This window comes from Loktanella sp. S4079 (assembly GCF_000967725.1).
GTDB lineage: Bacteria > Pseudomonadota > Alphaproteobacteria > Rhodobacterales > Rhodobacteraceae > Yoonia.
Genome location: NZ_JXYE01000004.1, coordinates 29,248 through 51,954 on the forward strand (window position 1 = coordinate 29,248; position 22,707 = coordinate 51,954).

Sequence of the window (22,707 nt, forward strand, 5' to 3'; positions counted from 1 at the left end):
CGTATTGGTAAGGCGGCAGGTTTACATTATGGAAGTCACGTTTCTTCTGAACGGGCAAACCGTGCAGGTGGAAGCGCAGCCGACGCAAACCCTGCTGGATTGGCTCCGCGTGGAGCGCAACCTTTGCGGCACCAAAGAAGGCTGTAACGAAGGCGATTGCGGTGCTTGCTCGGTCGTTGTGCAAGATGGCGACGGAATCCGGGCGATGAATGCATGCATCTTGTTTCTGCCGCAACTCAATGGCAAAGCCGTCCGGACTGTCGAAGGGATCGCAGGACCACAAGGCGAGTTGCACCCGGTTCAGCAAGCGATGATTGATCATCACGGTTCACAATGCGGTTTCTGCACCCCGGGTTTCATCGCCTCGATGGCAGCCGGCCACGCCCAAGGACGCACAGACCACGACGATGTATTGGCTGGGAACCTGTGCCGTTGCACCGGATACGCCCCTATCATTCGGGCTGCGCAAGCTGCGGCGAAACACCCGGCCCCCGAATGGCTGCAAGACACGCCCCCCGACATTGCACCGAACAGCTATGCGCCAACAACACTAAACGAATTAGCCATGTGGTATGCAGCGAACCCCGATGCAACGCTGATTGCCGGCGCCACGGATGTGGGGCTATGGGTCACGAAACAATTGCGCGACTTGGGTAAGGTCGCATTTGTGAACCGCTGCCACGAATTGCGCGAAATCACCGCAACGGCGGACACGATCCATATCGGTGCAGCGGTCACGATGACGGAAACTCTCGCGCTCGCGCGACGACATCTGCCCTATTGGGCCAGCCTGATCCGGCGCTACGGGTCCGAACAAGTGCGCAATGCCGCGACCATTGGCGGCAATATCGCAAACGGTTCCCCCATTGGAGACAACCCACCTGCCCTGATCGCAATGGGCGCAACGCTTCACTTGCGCCACGGTGACAAGACCCGCGAAATGCCGATTGCGGATTTCTTTATCGACTACGGCAAACAAGATCGACAACCAGGCGAACTTGTCACCGGGGTCAGCATTCCGAAGTCAGCGCCGGACCTGCGCTGCTACAAAATCTCGAAACGGTTTGACCAAGATATTTCCGCCGTCTGTGGGTGTTTTAATATCACCGTTGCAGATGGCATCGTGAAAGAGGCCAAGATCGGATTTGGCGGCATGGCCGGTATCCCCAAACATGCCAGCCATGTCGAAGCGGCCCTGATTGGGCAACCGTGGACCACGGCAACAATCGAGGCCGCATGTGCGAAATTCACCGAAGACTTCACACCACTGTCCGACATGCGCGCTTCGGCCAGCTATCGGATTGAGATCGCACAAAACCTCTTGCGCAGGTATTTTGCTGAAATCATGGGCCAGTCCACAAACGTGCTTGAGGTGACATCATGAGCGTCACCAAACCACTTCCCCATGACGCGGCGCAGCTTCATGTTACTGGGACAGCACGTTATATCGACGACATCCCGACACCGAACGGCACATTGCATTTGGCCTTTGGTCTCGCGCAAATCGCATTTGGCAGCTATACGCTTGATCTTGATCCAGTGCGCGCGGCAGCCGGTGTCGTTGACGTACTTACCGCCGACGATTTGCCCTTTGCGAATGATGTGTCGCCATCGGTCCATGATGAACCACTTCTTGCCACGGGCAGCATACATTATCTGGGCCAACCGCTGTTTCTGGTTGTCGCAGACAGCCATCTCAACGCCCGCAAAGCCGCGCGTCTGGCCAAGATCAAATATGCTGAAGAAACCCCGATCCTTACGATAGATGATGCTCTTGCTGCGAATAGCCGATTTGAGGACGGCCCCGTCATCTGGAAAAAGGGCGACGTGGATCAAGCCCTAGAAAACGCCCCGCATCAAGTGCGGGGCAGCATCACCATGGGTGGCCAAGAACACTTCTACCTCGAAGGACAGGCCGCACTCGCCCTCCCCCAAGAAGGCGGCGACATGCTGGTGCATAGCTCGACCCAACACCCAACCGAGATCCAACATAAGGTGGCAGAGGCGCTCGGCATTCCGATGCACAGTGTTCGGGTCGAAGTCCGCCGGATGGGCGGCGGGTTTGGCGGCAAGGAAAGCCAAGGAAACGCCTTAGCGGTCGCATGTGCCGTCGCAGCACGTGCCACGGGCAACCCCTGCAAGATGCGCTATGACCGTGATGACGATATGATGATCACGGGCAAGCGGCATGATTTCCGGATCGACTATATTGCGGGTTATGACGCGACAGGCAAACTGACAGGTGTAGATTTTACACAGCTCACCCGTTGCGGCTGGGCCCAAGACCTGTCGCTGCCTGTCGCCGACCGGGCAATGCTGCATGCCGATAACGCGTACCATCTGCCCGCGGTGCGGATCACGTCACATCGGCTCAAAACCAACACGCAATCGGCAACCGCCTATCGCGGTTTTGGCGGTCCGCAAGGGGTGCTGGGCGTTGAACGGGTGATGGACCACATTGCACGGGACCTCGGTCTTGACCCTGCGCTTGTGCGCCAACGCAACTATTACAATTCGGCGCACCGTAGGGTGGATCTTGATCCACCTGCCCCGCAAACGACGCCGTACCACATGCCTGTCACTGATTTCATCCTTCATGAAATGACGGAACGGTTGTTAGAGGCCTCTGACTACACCAACCGACGCACCGCGATCACTGATTGGAACGCCTCCCAAACGATCTTGAAAAAAGGGATCGCGATCAGCCCGGTCAAATTCGGGATATCCTTTACCCTATCGCACCTAAACCAAGCCGGGGCGCTGGTGCATGTCTACCAAGACGGCTCTGTCCATATGAACCATGGTGGCACCGAAATGGGGCAAGGCCTGTTCCAAAAGGTCGCCCAAGTCGCCGCCAGCCGCTTTGGCATCGACGTCAGCGCCGTTAAGATCACGGCGACCGACACAGGCAAGGTGCCCAATACCTCGGCCACAGCCGCCTCATCAGGATCAGACCTAAACGGTATGGCCGTCGCAAATGCCTGCGACATCATCCGCGACCGGATCGCGGAGTGCCTTGCATCGCTTCATCAATGCCGGATGGAAGAGGTCACATTCGCCGATAACACTGTCACCGTTGGCGGCGAAACCATGTCATTCGCGCAGGCAGCAATGACCGCCTACCAAAACCGCGTCAGCCTGTCAGCGACTGGGTTCTACAAAACCCCCGGCCTTGCTTGGGATCGTGCCAAAGGCACCGGCACGCCATTTTTCTACTTTGCCCAAGGGGCTGCTGTGACCGAGGTCGTCATTGACACGCTCACTGGCGAAAACCGCATTTTGCGTACCGACATTTTGCATGATGCAGGCGCATCTCTAAACCCTGCGCTCGATATTGGTCAGGTCGAGGGCGGTTACGTCCAAGGGGCTGGTTGGCTCACGACAGAAGAACTGATTTGGGACGACAAGGGCCGCCTGCGGACACACGCCCCATCGACCTATAAAATTCCTGCCTGTTCGGACGGACCAGATGTGTTCAATGTCAACCTTTGGGATGAACCCAATCCGGCGCAGACGATCTATCGCTCTAAGGCTGTCGGTGAACCTCCGTTTATGCTGGGTATTTCGGCGTTTCTTGCGCTGGCCGACGCGGTAGCCCATTGCGGCCCGCAATACGCAGACCTACAAGCCCCCGCAACGGCCGAAGAAATACTACGTGCCATAAAAAGGGCACGTGGATGAGCACAGGCATTCGGATCACCATTACCAAAACCGCCGGGTCAACGCCCCGCGATGCGGGCACGCAAATGATGGTTTGGTCTGACCGGATCGAAGGCACGATTGGCGGTGGTCGGCTCGAATGGGACGCCATCAGCGAAGCACGCCAAATGCTGACACAGGGCAAATCTCAACAATCGCAAACCATCTCGCTTGGACCTCAGCTAGGCCAGTGCTGTGGCGGGTCGGTGTCACTGCGCTGGGAACAGGCGGATGCGCTCGCGCCTCAAGACACACGGCCCCTTTGGATTTATGGGGCAGGGCATGTGGGCCGCGCGATCGTCAATGTTATGGCCCCCCTGCCCGATTTCGAAATTACCTGGGTTGATACGCACGCAAATCGTTTTCCCAAGACGGATCAGACCATCCTTGTCGCGGCTAGTCCGGAACAAGTGGTGAAACACGCCCCTGATAATGCCGATCACCTGATTCTGACCTACAGCCACGACATGGATTTCGCCCTGTGTCACGCGATTCTGTCAGGGCCGTTTCACCACGCGGGACTGATCGGTTCGGCGACAAAATGGGCCCGGTTTCGCAAGCGGCTCGCCGCATTAGGGCATAGCGGCGAACAACTGTCGCGCATTGCGTGTCCAATTGGCGATCCATCACTGGGGAAACACCCAGCAGCACTTGCGCTTGGCGTCGCAACAGCGATGATCGCGCCTCAATCGCAGCGGACCGAGGACAAAACCGCATGAGCACCCCATTGCTTGCCCTCAGCGGGCTGACCAAAGCCTACCCGGGCGTGGTCGCGAACAAGGATGTCTCGTTCGAGATCGCCCCCGGCGAAATCCACGCCCTTTTGGGTGAAAACGGTGCGGGCAAGTCAACACTTGTAAAAACGATCTACGGGTTGGTGAAACCAGATAGCGGCACCATGACGTTGAATGGGGCACCCTTTACACCAGCCGAACCGCGCGCGGCACGTGCCGCCGGGGTCGCTATGGTGTTTCAGCACTTTTCGCTGTTTGACGCGCTGAACGTCGCAGAAAACATCGCGCTCGGCATGGAAAATCCACCGCCCCAACGCGAAATCGCAGAGCGTGTGCGTGCGGTTTCTGATCAATATGGTTTGCCGCTCGACCCGGCGCGCATTGTTGGGGAACTTTCTGCAGGTGAACGCCAGCGAGTCGAAATTATCCGCTGTCTTCTCCAAGATCCCAAACTGTTGATCATGGACGAACCAACATCGGTGCTTACTCCGCAAGAAGTTGAAATCCTGTTCAAAACGCTCCGCAAGCTTAGCGCGGAGGGCACCGCGATCTTGTATATCTCGCATAAGCTAGAGGAAATTCGTGCGCTTTGCGAAAACGCGACGGTACTGCGTTTGGGGCAAGTCGTGGGCACTTGCGATCCGCGTACGACAACTGCACGCGATATGGCTGAACTGATGGTGGGCTCCGCGTTATTGGTGCCAGAGCGTGCCCCACATACTGATGGTGAAACCATTTTGTCGCTCAACAATGTCTCGGCCAAGGCCCCGACACGGTTCGGCACTGCCCTGCGCGACATCCAACTGACGGTTCACATGGGTGAAGTCCTAGGTATCGGCGGCGTTGCAGGTAACGGTCAAGACGAATTGGTCGCGGTCCTCGCTGGGGAAACACGTGTTGCGCGGGACATGATTACGTTTGACGGGCAGAACATTGGTCATTTTGGGCCAAATGCGCGTCGCAAAATCGGCCTACTGACAGCGCCCGAAGAGCGCATGGGCCATGCTGCTGCCCCTGACATGAGCCTGACCGAAAACGCAGTTCTGACCGCCACCACCCGGCAGCAGCTGACCAGCAAAGGTTTCGTCAATTGGCGCAAGGCCCGCAAATTTGCCGAAGAGGTGATCGCCCAATTTGATGTGCGCACTCCCGGCCCGCAAAATGCCGCGCGTTCGCTGTCAGGTGGGAACCTCCAAAAATTTGTCATCGGCCGTGAAATCATGCAAAGCCCCGACGTCTTGGTGGTGAATCAACCGACCTGGGGCGTTGATGCCTCGGCAGCGGCGGCGATCCGGCAGGCGCTGTTGGATTTGGCTGCAAAGGGCACGGCCATCATATGTATTTCGCAGGATCTGGATGAGCTGATGGAAATCTCTGATCGCTTTGCTGCCCTGAACGAGGGGCGCCTATCTGCCCCACGCCCGGCGCAAGGTTTGACCGTCGAAGAAATTGGTCTGATGCTTGGCGGTGCGCATGACATGGAGGTCGCACATGTCGAAGCCTAGTGCTGCCTCCGGCGGGAGTATTTTAACCAAAGCGAGGATGGCCGTTTGATCACGCTTGAGAAACGGTCTCAGCCCTCGCGCGTTTGGGCATTTGCCGCACCGGTCATGGCCGTCGTATTAACGATGCTTTGTGGTGGGTTGCTGTTTGCGGCGCTCGGGAAATCCCCAGTCGAAACGATCCGCACCATTTTCTTTGATCCACTGTTCTCAGAGTTTGCATGGTTCTATCGCCCACAGCTTTTGATCAAGGGTGCTCCGCTGGTCTTGATTGCCATTGGCCTGTCTTTTGGTTTTCGCGCTGGGATTTGGAATATCGGCGCTGAAGGGCAATATATCGTTGGCGCAATCTGCGGCGCTGCTGTTGGCCTAGCGTTTTATCCAACCGAGTCGATTTTCATCTTTCCATTGATGATTGTCGCCGGGATTTTGGGCGGTACGCTTTGGGCGCTGATCCCAGGGATACTCAAGGTGAAATTCGACACCAATGAAATCCTTGTGTCATTGATGTTGGTCTATGTCGCGGAACAATTGCTTGCGTCAATGGCGTTGGGGGCCTTGCGAAATCCAGACGGGATGGGTTTTCCAGGATCGCGGAATCTTGCCAAATATGACAGCGCATCGAGCTGGATTTCTGAAAATGCGGGAATGCACTGGGGTGTCGTGCTGGCCTTCGTCGCAGTGATTTTTGCCTATGTGACCCTCTCGCGGCACTTATTTGGGTTTCAAGTTCGGCTTGCCGGGCAGAGCCCGCGTGCGGCACGATTTGGTGGCGTGAACCCACAGGCGCTGGTGCTTATCTGTATGGCAATTTCGGGTGGGCTGGCTGGTGCCGCGGGGCTGTTTGAAGTTGCGGGCCCTGCCGGTCAGATCAGCATTGATTTCAACGTCGGCTATGGTTTCACCGCGATCATTGTTGCGTTCTTAGGCCGCTTGCATCCCATCGGAATTTTGCTGGCTGCGGGTCTGATGGCCCTGACCTATATTGGCGGTGAAATCGCGCAGTCAAACCTTGGTCTTCCCGGAGCAGCAATTCAATTGATGCAGGGGATGCTGCTATTTTTCCTTTTGATGGTGGATGTTCTGAGCAACTACCGCTTACGGCTTGGCAAGAAGGCGATTGTCTAATGGATTGGTCAGCAATCAACCCGATTTTGTTGTTAGCCTCGCTGATGGTGGCGGCGACGCCGATTATCCTCGCCTCTGTCGGGGAATTGATTGTCGAGCGCGCAGGCGTGTTGAACCTCGGGGTCGAGGGCATGATGATCACAGGCGCGGTTTGTGGGTTCATCGTTGCGGTGAATTCTGGATCGCCTTGGCTCGGGTTCATCGGGGCGGCGGTTGGCGGTGCAATCTTATCGCTCTTGTTTGGCTTCTTGACTCAATTCCTATTGTCGAACCAAGTCGCCACCGGCCTTGCACTGACATTATTTGGGCTTGGGCTATCTGCATTGATGGGCCAGAGCTATGTCGGGATCAAAGCGCCTGAATTTGCCGACTGGCATATTCCTCTGCTCGGCGACATCCCAGTGCTTGGGCCAATCTTGTTTCAGCACGATCCTATGGTCTACGTGGGGCTTGGGCTGGTCGCAGCCGTCTGGGCGTTTCTAAAATTTAGCCGCGCGGGTCTGATTTTGCGCGCAGTCGGCGAAAACCATGAGGCGGCCCATGCGCTTGGTTATCACGTTGTGCGCGTGCGGATGCTGGCGATCATGTTTGGCGGTGCCTGTGCTGGACTGGGCGGGGCTTACCTAAGCCTCGTTCGTGTGCCGCAATGGACCGAAGGCATGACCGCTGGCGCAGGCTGGATCGCGCTTGCGATTGTCGTTTTCGCAAGCTGGAAACCACTGCGGCTTTTGCTTGGTGCCTATTTATTTGGCGGCGTCACCGTGTTGCAGCTAAACTTACAAGCAGCCGGGATGGCGATCCCGGTCGAGTATCTTTCGATGTCGCCGTATCTGGCAACAATAGCGGTTCTTGTTATCATGCGTGCCGGACGGGCGCCGGGATCACTGGGCCAATCTTTCCATGCCTCACGCTGAGGCGTCACCACCAAGGGGATGACTATGACAATGAAAACAATTCTGGCAGGGGCAACAATTGCAGCCAGCCTTAGCACAACGGCCTTTGCCGACGATCCAACCAAAGTTGGTTTCGTTTACGTTGGCCCAGTGGGCGACGGTGGCTGGACATATGAACACGACCAGGGCCGCCTTGCCGTCGAAGAAGCATTCGGCGACGCTGTTGAAACAGTATACGTTGAAAACGTCCCCGAAGGCGCTGACGCAGAGCGCGTTCTGCAGCAGATGGCACTTGGCGGTGCGGACCTGATCTTTACGACATCATTCGGCTACATGGACCCGACCATCAACGTTGCGGAAAAATTCCCAGACGTCATGTTCGAGCACGCAACCGGCTATAAAATGGCTGACAACGTGTCTGTCTATTCAGCGCGTTTTTACGAGGGCCGCGCGGTTCAAGGCCACATCGCAGGTCAAATGACTGAGAGCAACGTGATCGGCTACATCGGGTCTTTCCCAATTCCCGAAGTGATCCGCGGCATCAACTCTGCCTATATCCACGCCAAAGCAGTGAACCCTGACGTCGAATTCAAAATCGTCTGGGCTTACACATGGTTCGACCCTGCAAAAGAAGCCGAAGCCGCGACAGTTCTGATCGAACAAGGTGCTGACGTGATCCTGCAGCACACCGACTCGACCGCGCCACAGGCTGCTGCACAAGCTGCAGGAAACGTTGTCACATTCGGTCAGGCCTCTGACATGGCAGAGTTTGGCCCGTTCCCACGTGTTTCCTCAATCATCGACAACTGGGCACCTTACTATATTGCTCGGACCCAAGCCGTCATCGATGGCACATGGGAAAGCACAAACACATGGGATGGCATCGGCGCTGGCATGGTCGGCATCGGTGAAATCACTGACGCTGTTCCAGCCGAAGTTAAAGCATCCGCAGAAGCGCTGCGTGACAGCCTTGCCTCTGGCGAATACCACGCGTTCACAGGTCCGTTGAACAAACAAGACGGTACAGCTTGGTTGGCCGAAGGTGAAACAGCTGACGATGGCACACTGGCAGGCATGAACTTCTACGTTGAAGGTCTGACTGGCGAGATCCCACAATAAGGGATCACCCAATCCATGATCCGAAAGCCCCGCAATTTGCGGGGCTTTTTTCATGGTCTCAGTAGGCGAGAATTCGCGACTCGCGGTTGAAATTACCCTGTTCCAATACAAACGCGCGGCATATTTCGCCGCCTAACACGACACATTGATGCCATATTGTCCCGCATGGGTTGTTGAAATTATTAACGCAGCAGTATCAAAAGATGCCGCAAACTGCGTTAACATGTCACCCCAAATCGTTAACCAAGATGCCCGTAACGCATAATTTATGCAAGAATTTATAATATACGAATAATTTCACCGAAATCGTTTTCGGGGATGCGGCGCTCCCTCGCACCCCAGAAATCGCCCCTTTCGTTAGGGGGAAAATCACTATTTGCGCGCCCCTTCGAACAACGTGAACCAATCACAACCCTTACGTGCTTTTGAAATAAGGCAATCGACTTATACAAAAGTACAGGTTGTTTTAAGGGCAGGAAGGCGGGAAACCGCTTATTGTAAAGTGTAGTTATCTCAACGAGTTATGGAGAATTTTATGGACCTCACAGTCTACAAGAAATACCGAAACCTAGTTTCATCTTTTGCTTTATCCGCAGCGCTCGTTACCCCTGCTGCAACAATGGCCGGCGAAGTGACATTGAAGTCAGCAGACGGCACAGTGAACCTTGTTGGCGAGTTCATTGAATTTACAGATAACAACTATGTCATCCGCACAGGTCTGGGTGATCTGCGCATTTCGGCCTCGCGTGTTAGCTGCTCAGGCGCGGACTGCCCTGACTTTGGCACCGCTGAGGCTGACATCAACATTGCTGGTTCAGACGCTATTGGTACAGGCATGATGCCTCTGCTCATGTCAGGCTACGGTGCGTTCCTTGGCGCAGAAGCCACGCAAACGGCAACCGGCATCGACGGCCAGTTTCTGACCGAAATGATCGGCGACGAAGGCTTTGGCGACCCAATGGGCACCTACCTCATTTCTTCGTCAGGGTCTGCTGACGCATTCACTGCACTCTTAGATGGTAGCGCAAAGGTCGGGATGTCCGCCCGCCGCATCACCCCAGACGAGGCACGCGCCCTACGCGCAGACGGCGCAGGCAACATGGTCAGCACTGACAGCGAACATATTATCGCGGTGGACAGCCTTGTTGTGATCACGCACCCAGATAACCCAGTCAAAACAGTGACATTGGAACAGCTGCGCGGGATTTACAGCGGCGCAATCACAAACTGGTCCGAAGTTGGCGGCGAAAACGCACCGATTACCATCGTTGATCGCGCTGAAGGCTCTGGTACCCGTGGTGTCTTTATGAACGGCGTATTCGGGGACCAAGCCCCCGCACCGCTGTCTGACACCATCCTTGTCAGCGACAACAACCAAATGGCGTCACAGGTCAACGCTGATGAAACGGCTATCGGTTATGTCGGCTATGCCTTCCAACGCGGGGCAAGCGCCCTGTCTTTGGTCAATGACTGCGGTCTGACCATGACACCCGACGCATTCTCTGCACGTACCGCAGAATATGCGCTGCAACGCTTGATGTATCTCTATACCCGTGACGACACAGCCGACGAGGCGACAATGGACTTTATTCACTATGCAGAGTCAGCCGCCGCTGACGAGGTTATCGGAAAAGCTGGCTTTATCGATCTGGGTATCGACCGTCGTGCGCAACCGCTTGATGGTGATCGCGCCCGCGCTCTGCTGAACCCGAATGTGGATGCCTACGAAGGTGGGTTCATGCGCGAAATGCTGTCGCAGATGGTTGACTATGACCGCCTGTCCACGACATTCCGCTTCCGCACGGGGTCGCAAAAGCTAGACGAACGTGGCCTGCTGAACATGCAGCGCCTTGCTGACTACCTCGAAACCCAAGAGGAAGGCACCAAAGTAATGTTCGTCGGCTTTACAGACGATGTTGGTGCTTTTGACAGCAACCGTACCTTGTCCCAATCACGTGCCGAACAGGTGCGCGCTGAACTGCAAAGCTTTGCGGGTGACCGCCTTGCCGGGATCGAAATGGCAACTGCTGGCTACGGCGAAATCGCACCAGCGGCTTGTAATACTTCGGAAAACGAACGCCAGATCAACCGTCGCGTTGAAGTATGGATCGAAGCGGCCAACGGGTAACCCCTAGGCCATGGGCGCCGGCATCGTCGGCGCCTGCGCAGCGCGCTGCATTTTCATTAATACCCTTTGTAGCCCTGCCTTCTTGCCTGATGCAGTTCACAGCACCGCTGTATCCAGAACCATCATCAGGACATCCATCACTGCGCCCCTTGACTGACCTCAATGGTTTCAAGCGGTCGCAACCTTAGGAGTTCACAATGAAGACCCAACGTTCAACAAAATTGCACACAGGTCGCGCTGCGATCTTGTCCACTGTCTGCGCCGCAGTTCTCGCAACCGGCGCCACCCCTGCCCTCGCCCAGCCAATCGACACCAACCTCTACGATGGCGGCAAAGCACGGGTAAATCGCGCACTCGGCCTGCGTGGCCTGTCGGAAACCATCGCATCCGCGAGCTGCCGCTATAACGCGGGCATTGATCTGGAAACCGCTGAATACGACCTTCAGCACGTCCACGACAGCTTTGACGCGATCCTTAAGGGGCTTGAATTTGGCGATCGCGCCTTGGGCATGCCCGGCGAAGAAAGCGCTCCACGTATCCTGAAGGCAATCCAACAGACCCACGAAATCTGGGACCCTATGGAACATGCCGCCCTTGCCATGCTCGACGGCAGTGCCACTGACGCGGATGTCGCGATTATCAGCGAAGGCTACCATGCGCTGTTTGACCAAACCACAAACCTCGCTGCGGATGTATCGGGCGAATACACCAACCCTCAAGAGCTATTGCAAAGCGACGCAACCGTCCTGAACTTTGCTGGACGCCAGCGCGCCTTGGCCGAGCGTATGACACGTGCCGTTTGCGAATTGGCCACCGGCGTGCATGCGGAAACCGCACTCAGCGAACTGATCGCCACAGTGGATATGTTTGAATTGACATTGGTTGCTTTGCGCGATGGCTACGAAGCGGCGGGCGTTAACCCTCCGCCTAATGACACCGTCAAATCCAGCCTCGAGAGCACCTATGAAATCTGGCAGGCAGGCCGCGGCATTTATGACGCGATCAAATCCGGCCAGCCCGCAACGCCCGAAGATGTGATTGCGTCGAACACCCTGACACAACAGCTCACAGTCGGGATGAATAACGCCATCACTCTCTACCTGATCGCGACCCCCGGCAAAGATGGCATCTACCGCGTACCTCTTGAGGCATATGCCGATGCCGAGCTGAGCACATGGGCCTCTGATCCAATGGTCATCGCTGCCGTAAACGCGCAAAACGCAAAACACGCGAATATCTCAGAGGACGAGATCATCGCGCTTGATCAACAATGGCGTGCCGAAGCCTCTGGCGATGGCGGTCCACTCATGACGGCCGCTCTTGATAACGACTTGTCAGAATGGCTGCGCCAGCATCAGGCAGAGACCGCTGGTTTTGTCACCGAAGTCTTTATCATGGATCACGTCGGCCTGAACGTCGCCCAAAGCGTGCCAACCTCTGATTTCTGGCAAGGCGACGAAGCCAAGCACCAAGAAACCTACCACGTCGGCCCCGATGCGCTGCACATCAGCGATATAGAGTTCGACGACAGCACGGGTTTCTATCAGGCCCAAGCATCACTATCCATCGTTGATCCCGCAACAAACCAAGTCATCGGCGCGATGACCTTTGGGATAAACGTGCAAAGCCTGATGTAATTCCTCCGAAACCAGGTCTACGGAGAGGCGCGGCGCAGCAATGCCCGCGTCTTTTCTTATAAACTTTACCTTAGAACGAGCCCCAAAGCGACCACTCAACCACTCCAGCAATTGTCCGCTTCGCTATCCTGTGAACGGGCCGTCATGCTGTTTTCCGGCACCAGCGATTTCATCCCAACATGCCTTCGAACCGACAAAAATGTGATGCTTGATCTCCAAGCCCTCGATATCTGGGGGAAGTATACCCGCAGGAACAAACATACGATCAGGATCGTTCATGCCGGGAAGCGCGGAGCCGCAGATCGAACAGAAGTTTGCTTCCCAGTCTGCATCGGGTTTCCTCCACACCTTGATGTGCTCTTGGCCGCTTAACCAGTTGAAATCATCATTCTTCAGGATGACCACTGGCATCCCGCCAGCGCCTGAAAATCGTTGGCAGATACTGCAATGACAAACATAGATATCCGACGGCTGCGCCTTGATCTCGAAGGATACAGAACCGCAGTTGCAACTGATCACGTTCATTCTTCCACCCTCTCGTAGCAAAGCGCCAGTCAAATTGAACTTCAGAAAACGCTCTGTGCGCGACCTTATCTCGGCATAGGGGCACTGTCTACGAGATGTCCAAAAAGCCTATAAACTGCCTATTCGTGGAAACTGCACCATTCTTTAGTTTGGGCGCAATCTCGTCATTGGCGGAGGCTACTCAGCGGGTGTTTGCGGGGTTGTGGCAGGTTTAGCCGCAAAATATGAGCGGGCTGGCGTGAGCAGACTGTTGGCGAACTCACTATAAAGGCGCCTCAGTTTTCTGAGGCGCCTTCTGGTCTTGATCGACCTATTTGTGTTTCACGATTTCACCCGATTTTAGGCGGGCGAAATAGCTGTTCATCTCGGCCTTAACGACTGGCATCAAGAAATACAGCGCTGTGATGTTGACCACCGCCATCGCAAAGATCATCGCGTCAGAGAAGTCGATCACCGCACCCAGCTTGGCTGCAGCACCGATGATGACAAAAAGACAAAAGATGATTTTGAATGTCAGTTCTTTCGCGGCACCTTCACCGACCAGATATGTCCACGCCTTTAGGCCATAGTAGGACCAGCTGATCATTGTTGAAAACGCGAACAAGATCACTGCAATCGCCAGCACATATGGGAACCAGCTAAAGCCCGTCGCAAATGCGGCAGAGGTCAGCTGTACGCCTGACGAGCCGTCAATGGTCTGGATCGCAGAGCCAGCTTCGTTCAGCACGTAGTTTCCGGTTGCTGGGTCCACAACCAAAACGCCAGAGATCGTGATGACCAATGCCGTCATGGTGCAGATAACAACCGTGTCAATGAACGGCTCCAGCAGCGAAACGACGCCTTCGGTGACTGGTTCTTTGGTGCGTACGGCCGAGTGCGCAATCGCCGCAGAACCAACACCCGCCTCGTTCGAGAACGCCGCCCGTTTGAAGCCTTGGATCAATGCCCCGACAAATCCGCCTGCAACGCCAAGCCCGGTAAAGGCACCCGCGAAAATCTGACCGAACGCCCAGCCGATTTTGTCATAGTTCACCAGCAAGATGATCAATGCGACAAGCACATACATGATACCCATGAATGGCACGACCTTTTCAGTGACCCGTGCGATGGACTTAATCCCGCCCACGATGACCAAGAAAACGACGATCGCGAAAATCACACCTGTGATCCAGCCGGGATAATCACCCACAATGCCTGAGATCTGCGCATGGGCTTGGTTGGCTTGGAACATATTGCCGCCGCCCAGCGAACCAAAGATACAAAAGATCGCAAACAGAACAGCAAGCACTTTACCACCGGGCAGGCCACGCTCTGCGAAACCTTTGGTCATATAGTACATCGGCCCACCAGAGACCGAGCCGTCATCGTATTCGTTCCGGTATTTGACGCCCAGCGTACATTCGGTGAACTTTGACGCCATGCCCAAAAGGCCCGCCAAGATCATCCAGAATGTTGCGCCGGGGCCGCCGATGCTCACCGCGACGGCAACACCCGCGATGTTGCCCAAGCCCACAGTACCTGACAGCGCTGTTGCCAATGCTTGGAAGTGGCTGACCTCGCCCGCATCATTTGGGTCAGAATAGTCACCTTTCACCAGCGAAATCGCATGGCCAAAGGCCCGCAATTGCACAAGGCCAAAGTAGATGGTGAACACAGTTGCACCGATCACCAGCCACATTACAATCCAAGGGAAGCTGGACCCAGCGACATCGAAAGGCAGTGGTGAGAAAATCAGAGACACAAACCACCCTGTCGAAGACGCAAATGCGTCATTGATTTTATCATCGAGCGACGCATCCTGCGCAAAGGCTGCGAGAGGCGTCAAAACGGCAAGCATCACCGCGATTAATAGATTTTTCATGATCCTGCCCCTTATGGAATAATCGTTACCGGAACCGACGCCGAAGCGACCAACCGTCCGGTCACACCGCCAAAGACGCGCTCTTTCAGACCGCGAATACCGACACGTCCGACAAAGATTTGCGCTGCGCCGTGCTTTTTCGCGAGCCCATCAAGTATCTCGGCCACATCGCCATGCTTGACGACGCCGATAACGCTGACATCATCATCTGCTGTCGCAACCACAGCCGGGTCCAGCACCCGCGAATGCGCAAGGCTAATTTCTTCTTCGCGCCGCTTGTGGCGCATTTCATTTTCTTCTTTGGTTTGAAAACTAAATGGGGACCATTCGATCACATAGCACAAGACGAGGGTACAATTCCCCACCGCCTTGGCGCGTTCTTTGGCAAAGGCAAGCGCCCTTTCCCCCGCATCAGAGCCGTCAATCCCGACGACAAATACTGTTTCAGTCATTGCATATCCCTGTGTTTTTGAAGTTTTTGGAAAGTTTGAAACTGGCAAAAATGACCACTTCACATTGTCAGCTTCTGGCGGCTGATAGCCTCTATCATACGCGAACGCACCCATTCTGCGCAAAAAATTGGCAAACCACGACCATTACAAAACAAAGCACCGAAACTGATGAAAATTTAAACCAATTGAACCGCGAATATCTGCAATTCAGGACAATGTACTGACGCGATTTTCGACCCTCACGTACGACAATCCGCTGTATCCGCGATTGCCCCCATTGCTGAGTCTCGCTATTTAAGGCCAACTTTTCAGATTAGCGGAGCGTCCCAGATGGCCAGCAACCAATTCGTCTATTACATGGACGGCGTGTCCAAAACCTATCCCGGCGGGAAGAAGGTATTCGAAAACATCCGGCTGAACTTTCTGCCCGGTGTGAAAATCGGCGTGGTCGGTGTGAACGGCACCGGTAAATCCACCCTGATGCGGATCATGGCCGGCCAAGACAAAGACTTCAGCGGTGAAGCATGGGCCGCCGAAGGCGCGCGCGTGGGTTACCTGCCGCAGGAACCTGAACTGGACCCAAACCTGACAGTTCGTGAAAACGTAATGCTTGGTGTGGCTGACAAAAAAGCGATCCTTGATCGCTATAACGAAGTCGCCATGAACTACTCCGAAGAAACCGCCGACGAAATGGCCCAGCTTCAGGACCAAATCGACAGTTTGAATCTGTGGGATCTGGACGCGCAAATCGACATCAGCATGGAGGCCCTGCGCTGCCCACCTGATGAGGCCAACGTCACCACATTGTCCGGCGGTGAAAAACGCCGTGTTGCGCTGTGCAAACTGCTGCTCGAAGCACCAGACATGCTGCTGCTCGACGAACCGACCAACCACCTTGATGCGGAAACCATCGCCTGGCTGCAACAGCACCTGATCGAATACAAAGGCACCTGCCTGATCGTCACCCACGACCGGTACTTCCTTGATGCGATCACCGGTTGGATTCTCGAACTCGACCGAGGGTCGGGCATCCCGCACGAAGGTAACTATTCCAGCTGGCTCGAGGCCAAAGCCAAACGTCTGGAACGCGAAGCCAAAGACGACAAATCCCGCCAGCGCACGCTTGCGCGCGAATTGGAATGGATGCGTCAGGGCGCCAAAGCACGCCAAGCCAAATCCAAAGCGCGTATCGCCTCATATAACGAAATGGCCAACCAATCCGAACGTGAAAAGGTCGGTCGCGCCCAGATCATTATCCCGAACGGACCCCGCCTTGGCTCTAAGGTGATCGAGGTTAACAACCTCAAGAAAGCCATGGGCGATAAGCTTTTGGTCGAAGATCTGTCCTTTGACCTGCCCCCCGGCGGTATCGTCGGTGTGATCGGTCCAAACGGCGCAGGTAAGTCCACGCTGTTCGGTATGCTGACAGGTCAGATTGAACCCGACGAGGGATCTGTTGAGTTCGGCGAAACTGTCAAACTGTCCTATGTCGATCAGTCGCGCGACGCGCTCTCTGATGAAACAACAGTCTGGGAAGAAATCTCGGGCGGGGCCGAGATCATTGAACTGGGCGACGCGCAAATGAACAGCCGCGCCTATTGCTCTGCGTTCAACTTCAAAGGTGGCGATCAGCAGAAAAAAGTCAGCCTGCTTTCCGGCGGTGAACGTAACCGCGTGCACATGGCAAAGCTGCTGAAATCCGGCGGCAACGTCCTGCTACTCGACGAACCGACCAACGACCTTGATGTCGAAACGCTCCGCGCGCTCGAAGACGCATTGGTCGATTTCGCTGGCTGCGCCGTGGTTATCTCGCACGACCGCTTCTTCCTCGACCGGATCTGCACACATATCCTCGCATTCGAAGGCGATGCCCACGTTGAGTGGTTCCAAGGGGCCTTCTCTGACTACGAAGAAGACAAAAAACGCCGCCTCGGCGCCGACGCACTGGAACCTAAGCGGATGAAACATAAGAAGTTTGTGCGCTGATCACATCGCAATCAACGGGTACGCGAAAGCGATTGCGCAGCAATCGCGTACAAATGTCGTGAAATGATTAGGGCGGTCCTAGGACCGTTCTATTGTAAAGGTAAGGAATCAATTCCAACAAGGTTATTTCTGATGGTTCCTCTCACCTCTGCCATTTTAAACCACGTGATTAAGATCGAAACCGCTAAAGGTAAGGGCACTGCTTTCTTTATGCGGTACGAGCGCCAGAACTTTTTGGTTACAGCAAAGCACTTGGCTTGCGCCACCCAGCCCGGTGATAACATCCTATGCTTGACGTTTGAAAACGACGTGTATTCAGAGGCCGTCGATATAGAACACGGAACCGACGAAACTGACATTTCAGTCATAAAGCTGGGGAATCCGTTTTACCCCTGGGAAATGTCCTCTCCAATTGTGCCAGAAACAGGTCAACTACTGCTCGGACAAGAGGTCGTCATCGCAGGTTTTCCGCTTGGACTAGAACCAAGGCACGAAACTTTGTTCGGGAACAAACCAATGCCGCTCATAAAGGGAGGCATTTTTTCCGGGATGTTAGAACGTTCGTTTGAGGGCGCTGCTAGCAGAACGAAACACCCTCAGTATTTTTTGGACGTTCACAACAACAAAGGTTTCAGCGGTGGGCCTGTATTCGCTACATCAAAAAATCGTAATACACGCACTACCGATGTACACGTAGTCGCGATGGTCAGTGAGTACTTCTATGATCGACCTCTAGGCGGCGAGGCAACAACCAGCAACTTGAAGCCTAATAGCGGTTTCACTGTCGCCATCCCGATTGGAAAGGCCGTCGAAGCCGTGAAAACCCTGTTAACCAAGAGCTGCCCCTGATGCCATCTATCCTCCGGTAATAGTTTTGCGTCTCACTCTTCCACTCACAACACAATTTTTTCCCAATCTTCATTGGAGTTCAGATCGCGATCTAGCGTGTGCCCCGTCGGGAGCACCTTATAGTACAGCGCAAAGGATAGTTCAGTCTAATCTACGCTTTGAACCACTGAACTAACGGAGCATTGGATCTACTACATTAGCTTTCATCATGATTACCCCCTAGGCAGACACGACGCCGACACGTCGATTTTACTTGCTTTATGATCGGTTAAGTCCCACACAAGTTGAGCAGACGTTATCCAACTCGACCTACTGTTTTCCCAATCGGCTACAGTCATTCGATATTGCACTGACTAAGCCGGGCCATCGCAATTTCGTGGATGGCATTGATTATAAAGGAAAACACGATGGCTACTGGCACCGTGAAATGGTTCAACACAACCAAAGGCTACGGCTTTATCGCACCTGATGGCGGCGCAAAAGACGTATTTGTACACATCTCCGCTGTTGAGCGTTCTGGCATGACAGGCCTGCGCGACGATCAAAAGGTAAGCTTCGACATCGAAGCAGGCCGCGACGGTCGCGAATCTGCGGTTAATCTGCAAGCACTGTAATCGCCTCATGAAATTGCGGCGCATTAATTCATATGCGTCGCAATCTTTACGCGAAATTAACAGCTCTTCACCGACAATCCCTCAAAATTGTTGATTTTGTTGCGGACTCTGCCATGGTTGAGTCGCGACGTTAAATTATCGACCACTGTCTCCTCTTTCGGCCCAGTCACTCGATCTAAGTTTGACCGAGCCACACCGCTGCATTTCCGCGAGCGGACGATATTGAAGGAAGACAAGGACATGGCTTCAGGCACTGTCAAATGGTTCAACACAACTAAAGGCTACGGCTTCATTGCTCCTGATGGCGGAACAAAGGACGTTTTCGTCCATATCTCTGCTGTTGAGCGATCTGGTCTCACGGGCCTGCGGGACGATCAAAAGGTTAACTTTGAGATCGCAGCAGGACGTGATGGGCGCGAAAGCGCCATTAACCTGACCGTCGCTGATTAATCAGTATTTATTATGAATTTAAGGGCGCTCTGCTGGGGCGCCCTTTTCTGTTGGCTATGATACCCGCGCACCCGCCACCCAAACCGATCGAATAAGCGGCTGATCGGCGGCAACGCCAAACCGTATTAGATCCGCGCGTTTGCCAATGGCAATCTGACCGCGATCATTTAGCCCGACCTGCGCGGCAGGTTCGTGTGTGACCGTCGCCATCGCCTTGGCCCAGTCCCCCCATATATCGGCAAGGCACACCGCACCCATTAGCAAAGAGGCCGGCACATAGTCCGAGGACAAGATCCGCAAGCGGTCAAGTTGCGCCAACTCACTGGCTGCAACATTCCCCGAATGCGACCCACCTCTGACCAAATTTGGGGACCCCATGATGGTTGCTATTCCTACATCATGGCATGCATTTGCCGCCTCGATCGTCGTTGGGAACTCTGCCAAAGTCACACCATGCGCGTGACTAGCCGTCACCTGCGCACTTGTTGTATCGTCGTGGCTCGCCAGCTTTGCACCAAATCGTTTGGCCGCAGCAACAGTTGCCTGTTCATGTTTATGCCCAAGCTGCGCCTGAAGCCCAGACAAGAAGGCGACATACTCAGGAAATGCCGCCCGATCCAAACCATGTTTCCCGCAAACATAGTCCTCGTATTTCTTTAGATCCGAAAACTGTCTTTGCCCGGGCGTGTGATCCATCAATGACACAATACCGATTCGATCAGAGGCACCGAATTCCGCAAGTTCTTCGATCAAGGTCTCAGAACACACTTCGGCGCGCAGGTGTAAATGGTGACTGATACTCAGCGCCCCAGCTGCGCGCATCTGCAATATCTCATCGGCAATTTGCCGTGCGTACTTACCATAGCGTTTACTATTATCAGACACGATGGAGCCGACCCGAATGGCATCAAAAACGGTGGTGATCCCTGCGCCAGCCAATTCTCGATCGTGGGCGACAATGGCAGCGCGGTGCGGCCAGTTAACCTTGGGGCGTGGGCGCAAATGCCGTTCAAGATTGTCGGTGTGGAGCTCAATCATACCCGGCGCAACAAAATCACCGCGGCAGTCCACAGCCCCCCGCGGCACAGCGGCGCCTGTATCAATATCCACGATTTGGTCTGCACGCAGGTGCAGACTGCCGGTAATGACTTCATCCGCAAGAATGATGCGGGCATTGGCGAGAATAGTTTCTTCTGTCATGGATTTGTCACGCGACCTTGGCAAAGACTAATTTATGTTCGAACGTTACGCAATTTTCTACACCCCACCCCCCGGCGCATTCGCCGATTTCTGCGCATCCTGGCTGGGCTGGGACAGTCGGGCTGGGACCGAATGCAATCACCCGCAAATTGCGGATATTGATATCGCCCAACTGACTGAAACCCCGCGCAAATACGGGATTCACGGCACCCTCAAGGCGCCCTTTCGGCTCGCCACGGGGACCAATCAAACCTCTCTTCAGGCCGCATGCACGCAAATGGCTGCGGCCCTGCCCGCCTTTCGCCTTGATGGGCTTGCGTTGAAACATCATCGCGGTTTCCTTGCGCTGCGGCCACGCGGGAACGTCACGATGCTGAACCGCACTGCACAGCATATCGTCGAAACGCTCGATCAGTTTCGCGCGCCCGCTGCGCCCTCCGAACTTGCCCGCCGACGACAGGCCAATCTGACCGAACGCCAAGAGGAAAACCTGACGCAATGGGGCTACCCATATGTGGCCAAAGATTTTCATTTTCACCTGACGCTTTCGGGGCGCATTGACCCTGCCATTGGCGCCGAAGTCACCGATGCTTTGGCACCGCATTTGCTGCCCCTGATCCCACGCCCGTTTCCCATCAATCAAATCACTCTGATGGGCGAGGCAAGAAATGGAATGTTTCACGAAATCCATCGCTACGACCTCTCAGGGTAAAGCGCGGCCAAAGCCGCTGAAACCGCAGCGTCAAGCGCACCACTATTGTCGATCACATGTTTCTTGATCCCCTCTGGGATTGGGCAAGACACCCTGTCCAGACGTGCCTGCACCTGTGCGCGTGGCTCTCGGCCGCGGGCGATCAAACGTGCGCACAACACCTCTTCGGTTGCCGTCAATGACAGAACTTCGAGTCGCGGAAACAGGGATTGTGTGACCGACAGCTGTGCACGCGACAAATTGGCCAACACATCCTTGCCGTCGCTCATATCCTGAATGACCGCGCGCGGGATGCCATACGCTAAACCATGGGCCTCCCACGATAGAACGAATGCTCCGCCTTCACGCATCGCCGCAAATTCTGCGCGGGTCACGCCATTGAAATCCTCACCACCTGCGTCTTCTGGACGGGTGATCACGCGCTTGGCCAACTTGATACGCCTATCACGCGCGGCCATCGCCTCCATCACCGTATCCTTGCCCACCCCTGAGGGGCCGACCACCGCAATAAACCGACCCGCCATCCTATTGCCTCACCGCAAAGTGCGTCACATCAACCTCGCGATCACAGACCCGCACGCGGGCGACCTCATCATGGAAAATCCCGATAATCGCCGCACCGCGCGCCTTGGCAGCCATGATCATATCCAAAACAACATCGCGATTTTTCTGATCAAGGCTCGCAGTCGGCTCATCTAGTAACAGCGCTGGAAAATCATAGGCAAAACCACGTGCAATATTGACACGCTGCTGCTCTCCTCCTGAAAATGTCGTCGGACTCAATGCCCACAAATGCTCTGGAATATGCAGTTTTGCCAACAACTCCTCTGCCTTGTGGATCGCCGCACCGCGATCCACGCCATTTAACAACAAAGGCTCGGCAACGACTTCGCAGGTCGGGACACGTGGCACAACGCGCAAGAATTGACTGACATAACCCAGCGTCTTGCGCCGCAGATCCAAAATCTCGCGTGGCGCCGCCTGAACGACATCTAGACCACCAATCTCAATCTTGCCTGCCGAGGCGAGGTAGTTCCCATATAGCATGCGCATGAGCGTTGATTTACCCGCCCCCGATTGCCCAACCAAGGCAACGCATTCACCCCGCGCCACGTTTAGCTGAGCACCACGCATCACAGGAATGACAGCAGCCCCCTGATTAAAGAGCGTAAACGACTTCGCGGCGTTCTCGACGTGGATCATGATCCTGCCCTCGCT

General features: G+C 55.0%; 20 protein-coding genes. 14 read left to right on the forward strand and 6 right to left on the reverse strand.

Annotated features, from left to right (window positions below; all coding sequences use genetic code 11):
* Positions 1-28: 28 nt before the first annotated feature.
* The 9 genes from xdhA (at position 29) to TW80_RS17875 (ending at position 12,840) form a co-directional block, all read left to right on the forward strand.
* Positions 29-1,384: a xanthine dehydrogenase small subunit gene (gene xdhA / locus TW80_RS12130; protein WP_045997704.1), complete on the forward strand. Its 1,356-nt coding sequence runs from the start codon at positions 29-31 to the stop codon at positions 1,382-1,384.
* Positions 1,381-3,681: a xanthine dehydrogenase molybdopterin binding subunit gene (gene xdhB / locus TW80_RS12135; RefSeq protein WP_045997705.1), complete on the forward strand. Its 2,301-nt coding sequence runs from the start codon at positions 1,381-1,383 to the stop codon at positions 3,679-3,681. The genes xdhA and xdhB overlap by 4 nt, the downstream gene beginning before the upstream one ends.
* Complete coding sequence (xdhC, locus tag TW80_RS12140) at positions 3,678-4,418, forward strand: xanthine dehydrogenase accessory protein XdhC (protein WP_045997706.1); 741 nt, start codon at positions 3,678-3,680, stop codon at positions 4,416-4,418. The genes xdhB and xdhC overlap by 4 nt, the downstream gene beginning before the upstream one ends.
* Positions 4,415-5,938, forward strand: coding sequence for an ABC transporter ATP-binding protein (locus tag TW80_RS12145; protein ID WP_045997707.1), 1,524 nt, complete (start codon positions 4,415-4,417; stop codon positions 5,936-5,938). Before xdhC ends, TW80_RS12145 begins: the two co-directional genes overlap by 4 nt.
* A 45-nt stretch (positions 5,939-5,983) precedes the next feature.
* The gene (locus TW80_RS12150) at positions 5,984-7,063 is read left to right on the forward strand and encodes an ABC transporter permease (protein WP_045997708.1); all 1,080 of its coding nucleotides are present in this window, start codon (positions 5,984-5,986) and stop codon (positions 7,061-7,063) included.
* Complete coding sequence (locus TW80_RS12155; RefSeq protein WP_045997709.1) at positions 7,063-7,977, forward strand: ABC transporter permease; 915 nt, start codon at positions 7,063-7,065, stop codon at positions 7,975-7,977. Before TW80_RS12150 ends, TW80_RS12155 begins: the two co-directional genes overlap by 1 nt.
* 24 nt (positions 7,978-8,001) lie before the next feature.
* Positions 8,002-9,075, forward strand: coding sequence for a BMP family ABC transporter substrate-binding protein (locus TW80_RS12160; RefSeq protein ID WP_045997710.1), 1,074 nt, complete (start codon positions 8,002-8,004; stop codon positions 9,073-9,075).
* 535 nt (positions 9,076-9,610) lie between these two features.
* A complete protein-coding gene (locus TW80_RS12165) occupies positions 9,611-11,203 on the forward strand; it encodes a phosphate ABC transporter substrate-binding/OmpA family protein (protein WP_162197170.1) in 1,593 nt (530 codons plus the stop codon).
* Between the two features lie 197 nt (positions 11,204-11,400).
* A complete protein-coding gene (locus TW80_RS17875) occupies positions 11,401-12,840 on the forward strand; it encodes a type IV pili methyl-accepting chemotaxis transducer N-terminal domain-containing protein (RefSeq protein ID WP_084625784.1) in 1,440 nt (479 codons plus the stop codon).
* 123 nt (positions 12,841-12,963) lie between these two features.
* On the opposite strand, the gene TW80_RS12175 is transcribed toward TW80_RS17875, so the two are convergent.
* From TW80_RS12175 to TW80_RS12185, 3 genes are all read right to left on the reverse strand, one after another.
* Positions 12,964-13,365, reverse strand: a complete 402-nt coding sequence (locus tag TW80_RS12175) for a GFA family protein (protein ID WP_045997712.1) — start codon at positions 13,363-13,365, stop codon at positions 12,964-12,966.
* A 310-nt stretch (positions 13,366-13,675) separates the two neighbouring features.
* On the reverse strand, positions 13,676-15,202 hold the full coding sequence (locus TW80_RS12180; protein ID WP_045997713.1) for an alanine/glycine:cation symporter family protein: 1,527 nt from the start codon (positions 15,200-15,202) through the stop codon (positions 13,676-13,678).
* A 35-nt stretch (positions 15,203-15,237) separates the two neighbouring features.
* A complete protein-coding gene (locus TW80_RS12185) occupies positions 15,238-15,678 on the reverse strand; it encodes a universal stress protein (RefSeq protein ID WP_045997714.1) in 441 nt (146 codons plus the stop codon).
* Positions 15,679-16,008: 330 nt separating this feature from the next.
* On the opposite strand from TW80_RS12185, the gene ettA reads away from it, so the two are divergent.
* The 4 genes from ettA to TW80_RS12210 all read left to right on the forward strand — a co-directional run bounded on the left by ettA (position 16,009) and on the right by TW80_RS12210 (position 19,577).
* A complete protein-coding gene (gene ettA, locus TW80_RS12195) occupies positions 16,009-17,664 on the forward strand; it encodes an energy-dependent translational throttle protein EttA (protein ID WP_045997716.1) in 1,656 nt (551 codons plus the stop codon).
* A gap of 132 nt (positions 17,665-17,796) precedes the next feature.
* The gene (locus TW80_RS12200) at positions 17,797-18,513 is read left to right on the forward strand and encodes a S1 family peptidase (RefSeq protein WP_162197171.1); all 717 of its coding nucleotides are present in this window, start codon (positions 17,797-17,799) and stop codon (positions 18,511-18,513) included.
* A gap of 407 nt (positions 18,514-18,920) precedes the next feature.
* The gene (locus tag TW80_RS12205) at positions 18,921-19,127 is read left to right on the forward strand and encodes a cold-shock protein (protein WP_045997873.1); all 207 of its coding nucleotides are present in this window, start codon (positions 18,921-18,923) and stop codon (positions 19,125-19,127) included.
* Between the two features lie 240 nt (positions 19,128-19,367).
* Complete coding sequence (locus tag TW80_RS12210) at positions 19,368-19,577, forward strand: cold-shock protein (protein ID WP_045997718.1); 210 nt, start codon at positions 19,368-19,370, stop codon at positions 19,575-19,577.
* A gap of 54 nt (positions 19,578-19,631) precedes the next feature.
* Here TW80_RS12210 and TW80_RS12215 read toward each other — a convergent pair whose 3' ends face one another.
* Positions 19,632-20,777 carry an alpha-D-ribose 1-methylphosphonate 5-triphosphate diphosphatase gene (locus TW80_RS12215; RefSeq protein WP_045997719.1) on the reverse strand — a complete coding sequence of 382 codons (1,146 nt, stop codon included), beginning with the start codon at positions 20,775-20,777 and terminating at the stop codon, positions 19,632-19,634.
* Between the two features lie 34 nt (positions 20,778-20,811).
* Here TW80_RS12215 and TW80_RS12220 point away from each other — a divergent pair, with 34 nt between their 5' ends.
* Positions 20,812-21,489, forward strand: a complete 678-nt coding sequence (locus TW80_RS12220) for a DUF1045 domain-containing protein (protein WP_045997720.1) — start codon at positions 20,812-20,814, stop codon at positions 21,487-21,489.
* Here the strand turns inward: TW80_RS12220 and phnN are convergent.
* Positions 21,471-22,013 carry a phosphonate metabolism protein/1,5-bisphosphokinase (PRPP-forming) PhnN gene (gene phnN, locus TW80_RS12225; protein ID WP_045997721.1) on the reverse strand — a complete coding sequence of 181 codons (543 nt, stop codon included), beginning with the start codon at positions 22,011-22,013 and terminating at the stop codon, positions 21,471-21,473. The genes TW80_RS12220 and phnN overlap by 19 nt on opposite strands.
* 1 nt (position 22,014) lies before the next feature.
* Positions 22,015-22,692: a phosphonate C-P lyase system protein PhnL gene (gene phnL, locus TW80_RS12230; RefSeq protein WP_045997722.1), complete on the reverse strand. Its 678-nt coding sequence runs from the start codon at positions 22,690-22,692 to the stop codon at positions 22,015-22,017.
* Positions 22,693-22,707: the final 15 nt, after the last annotated feature.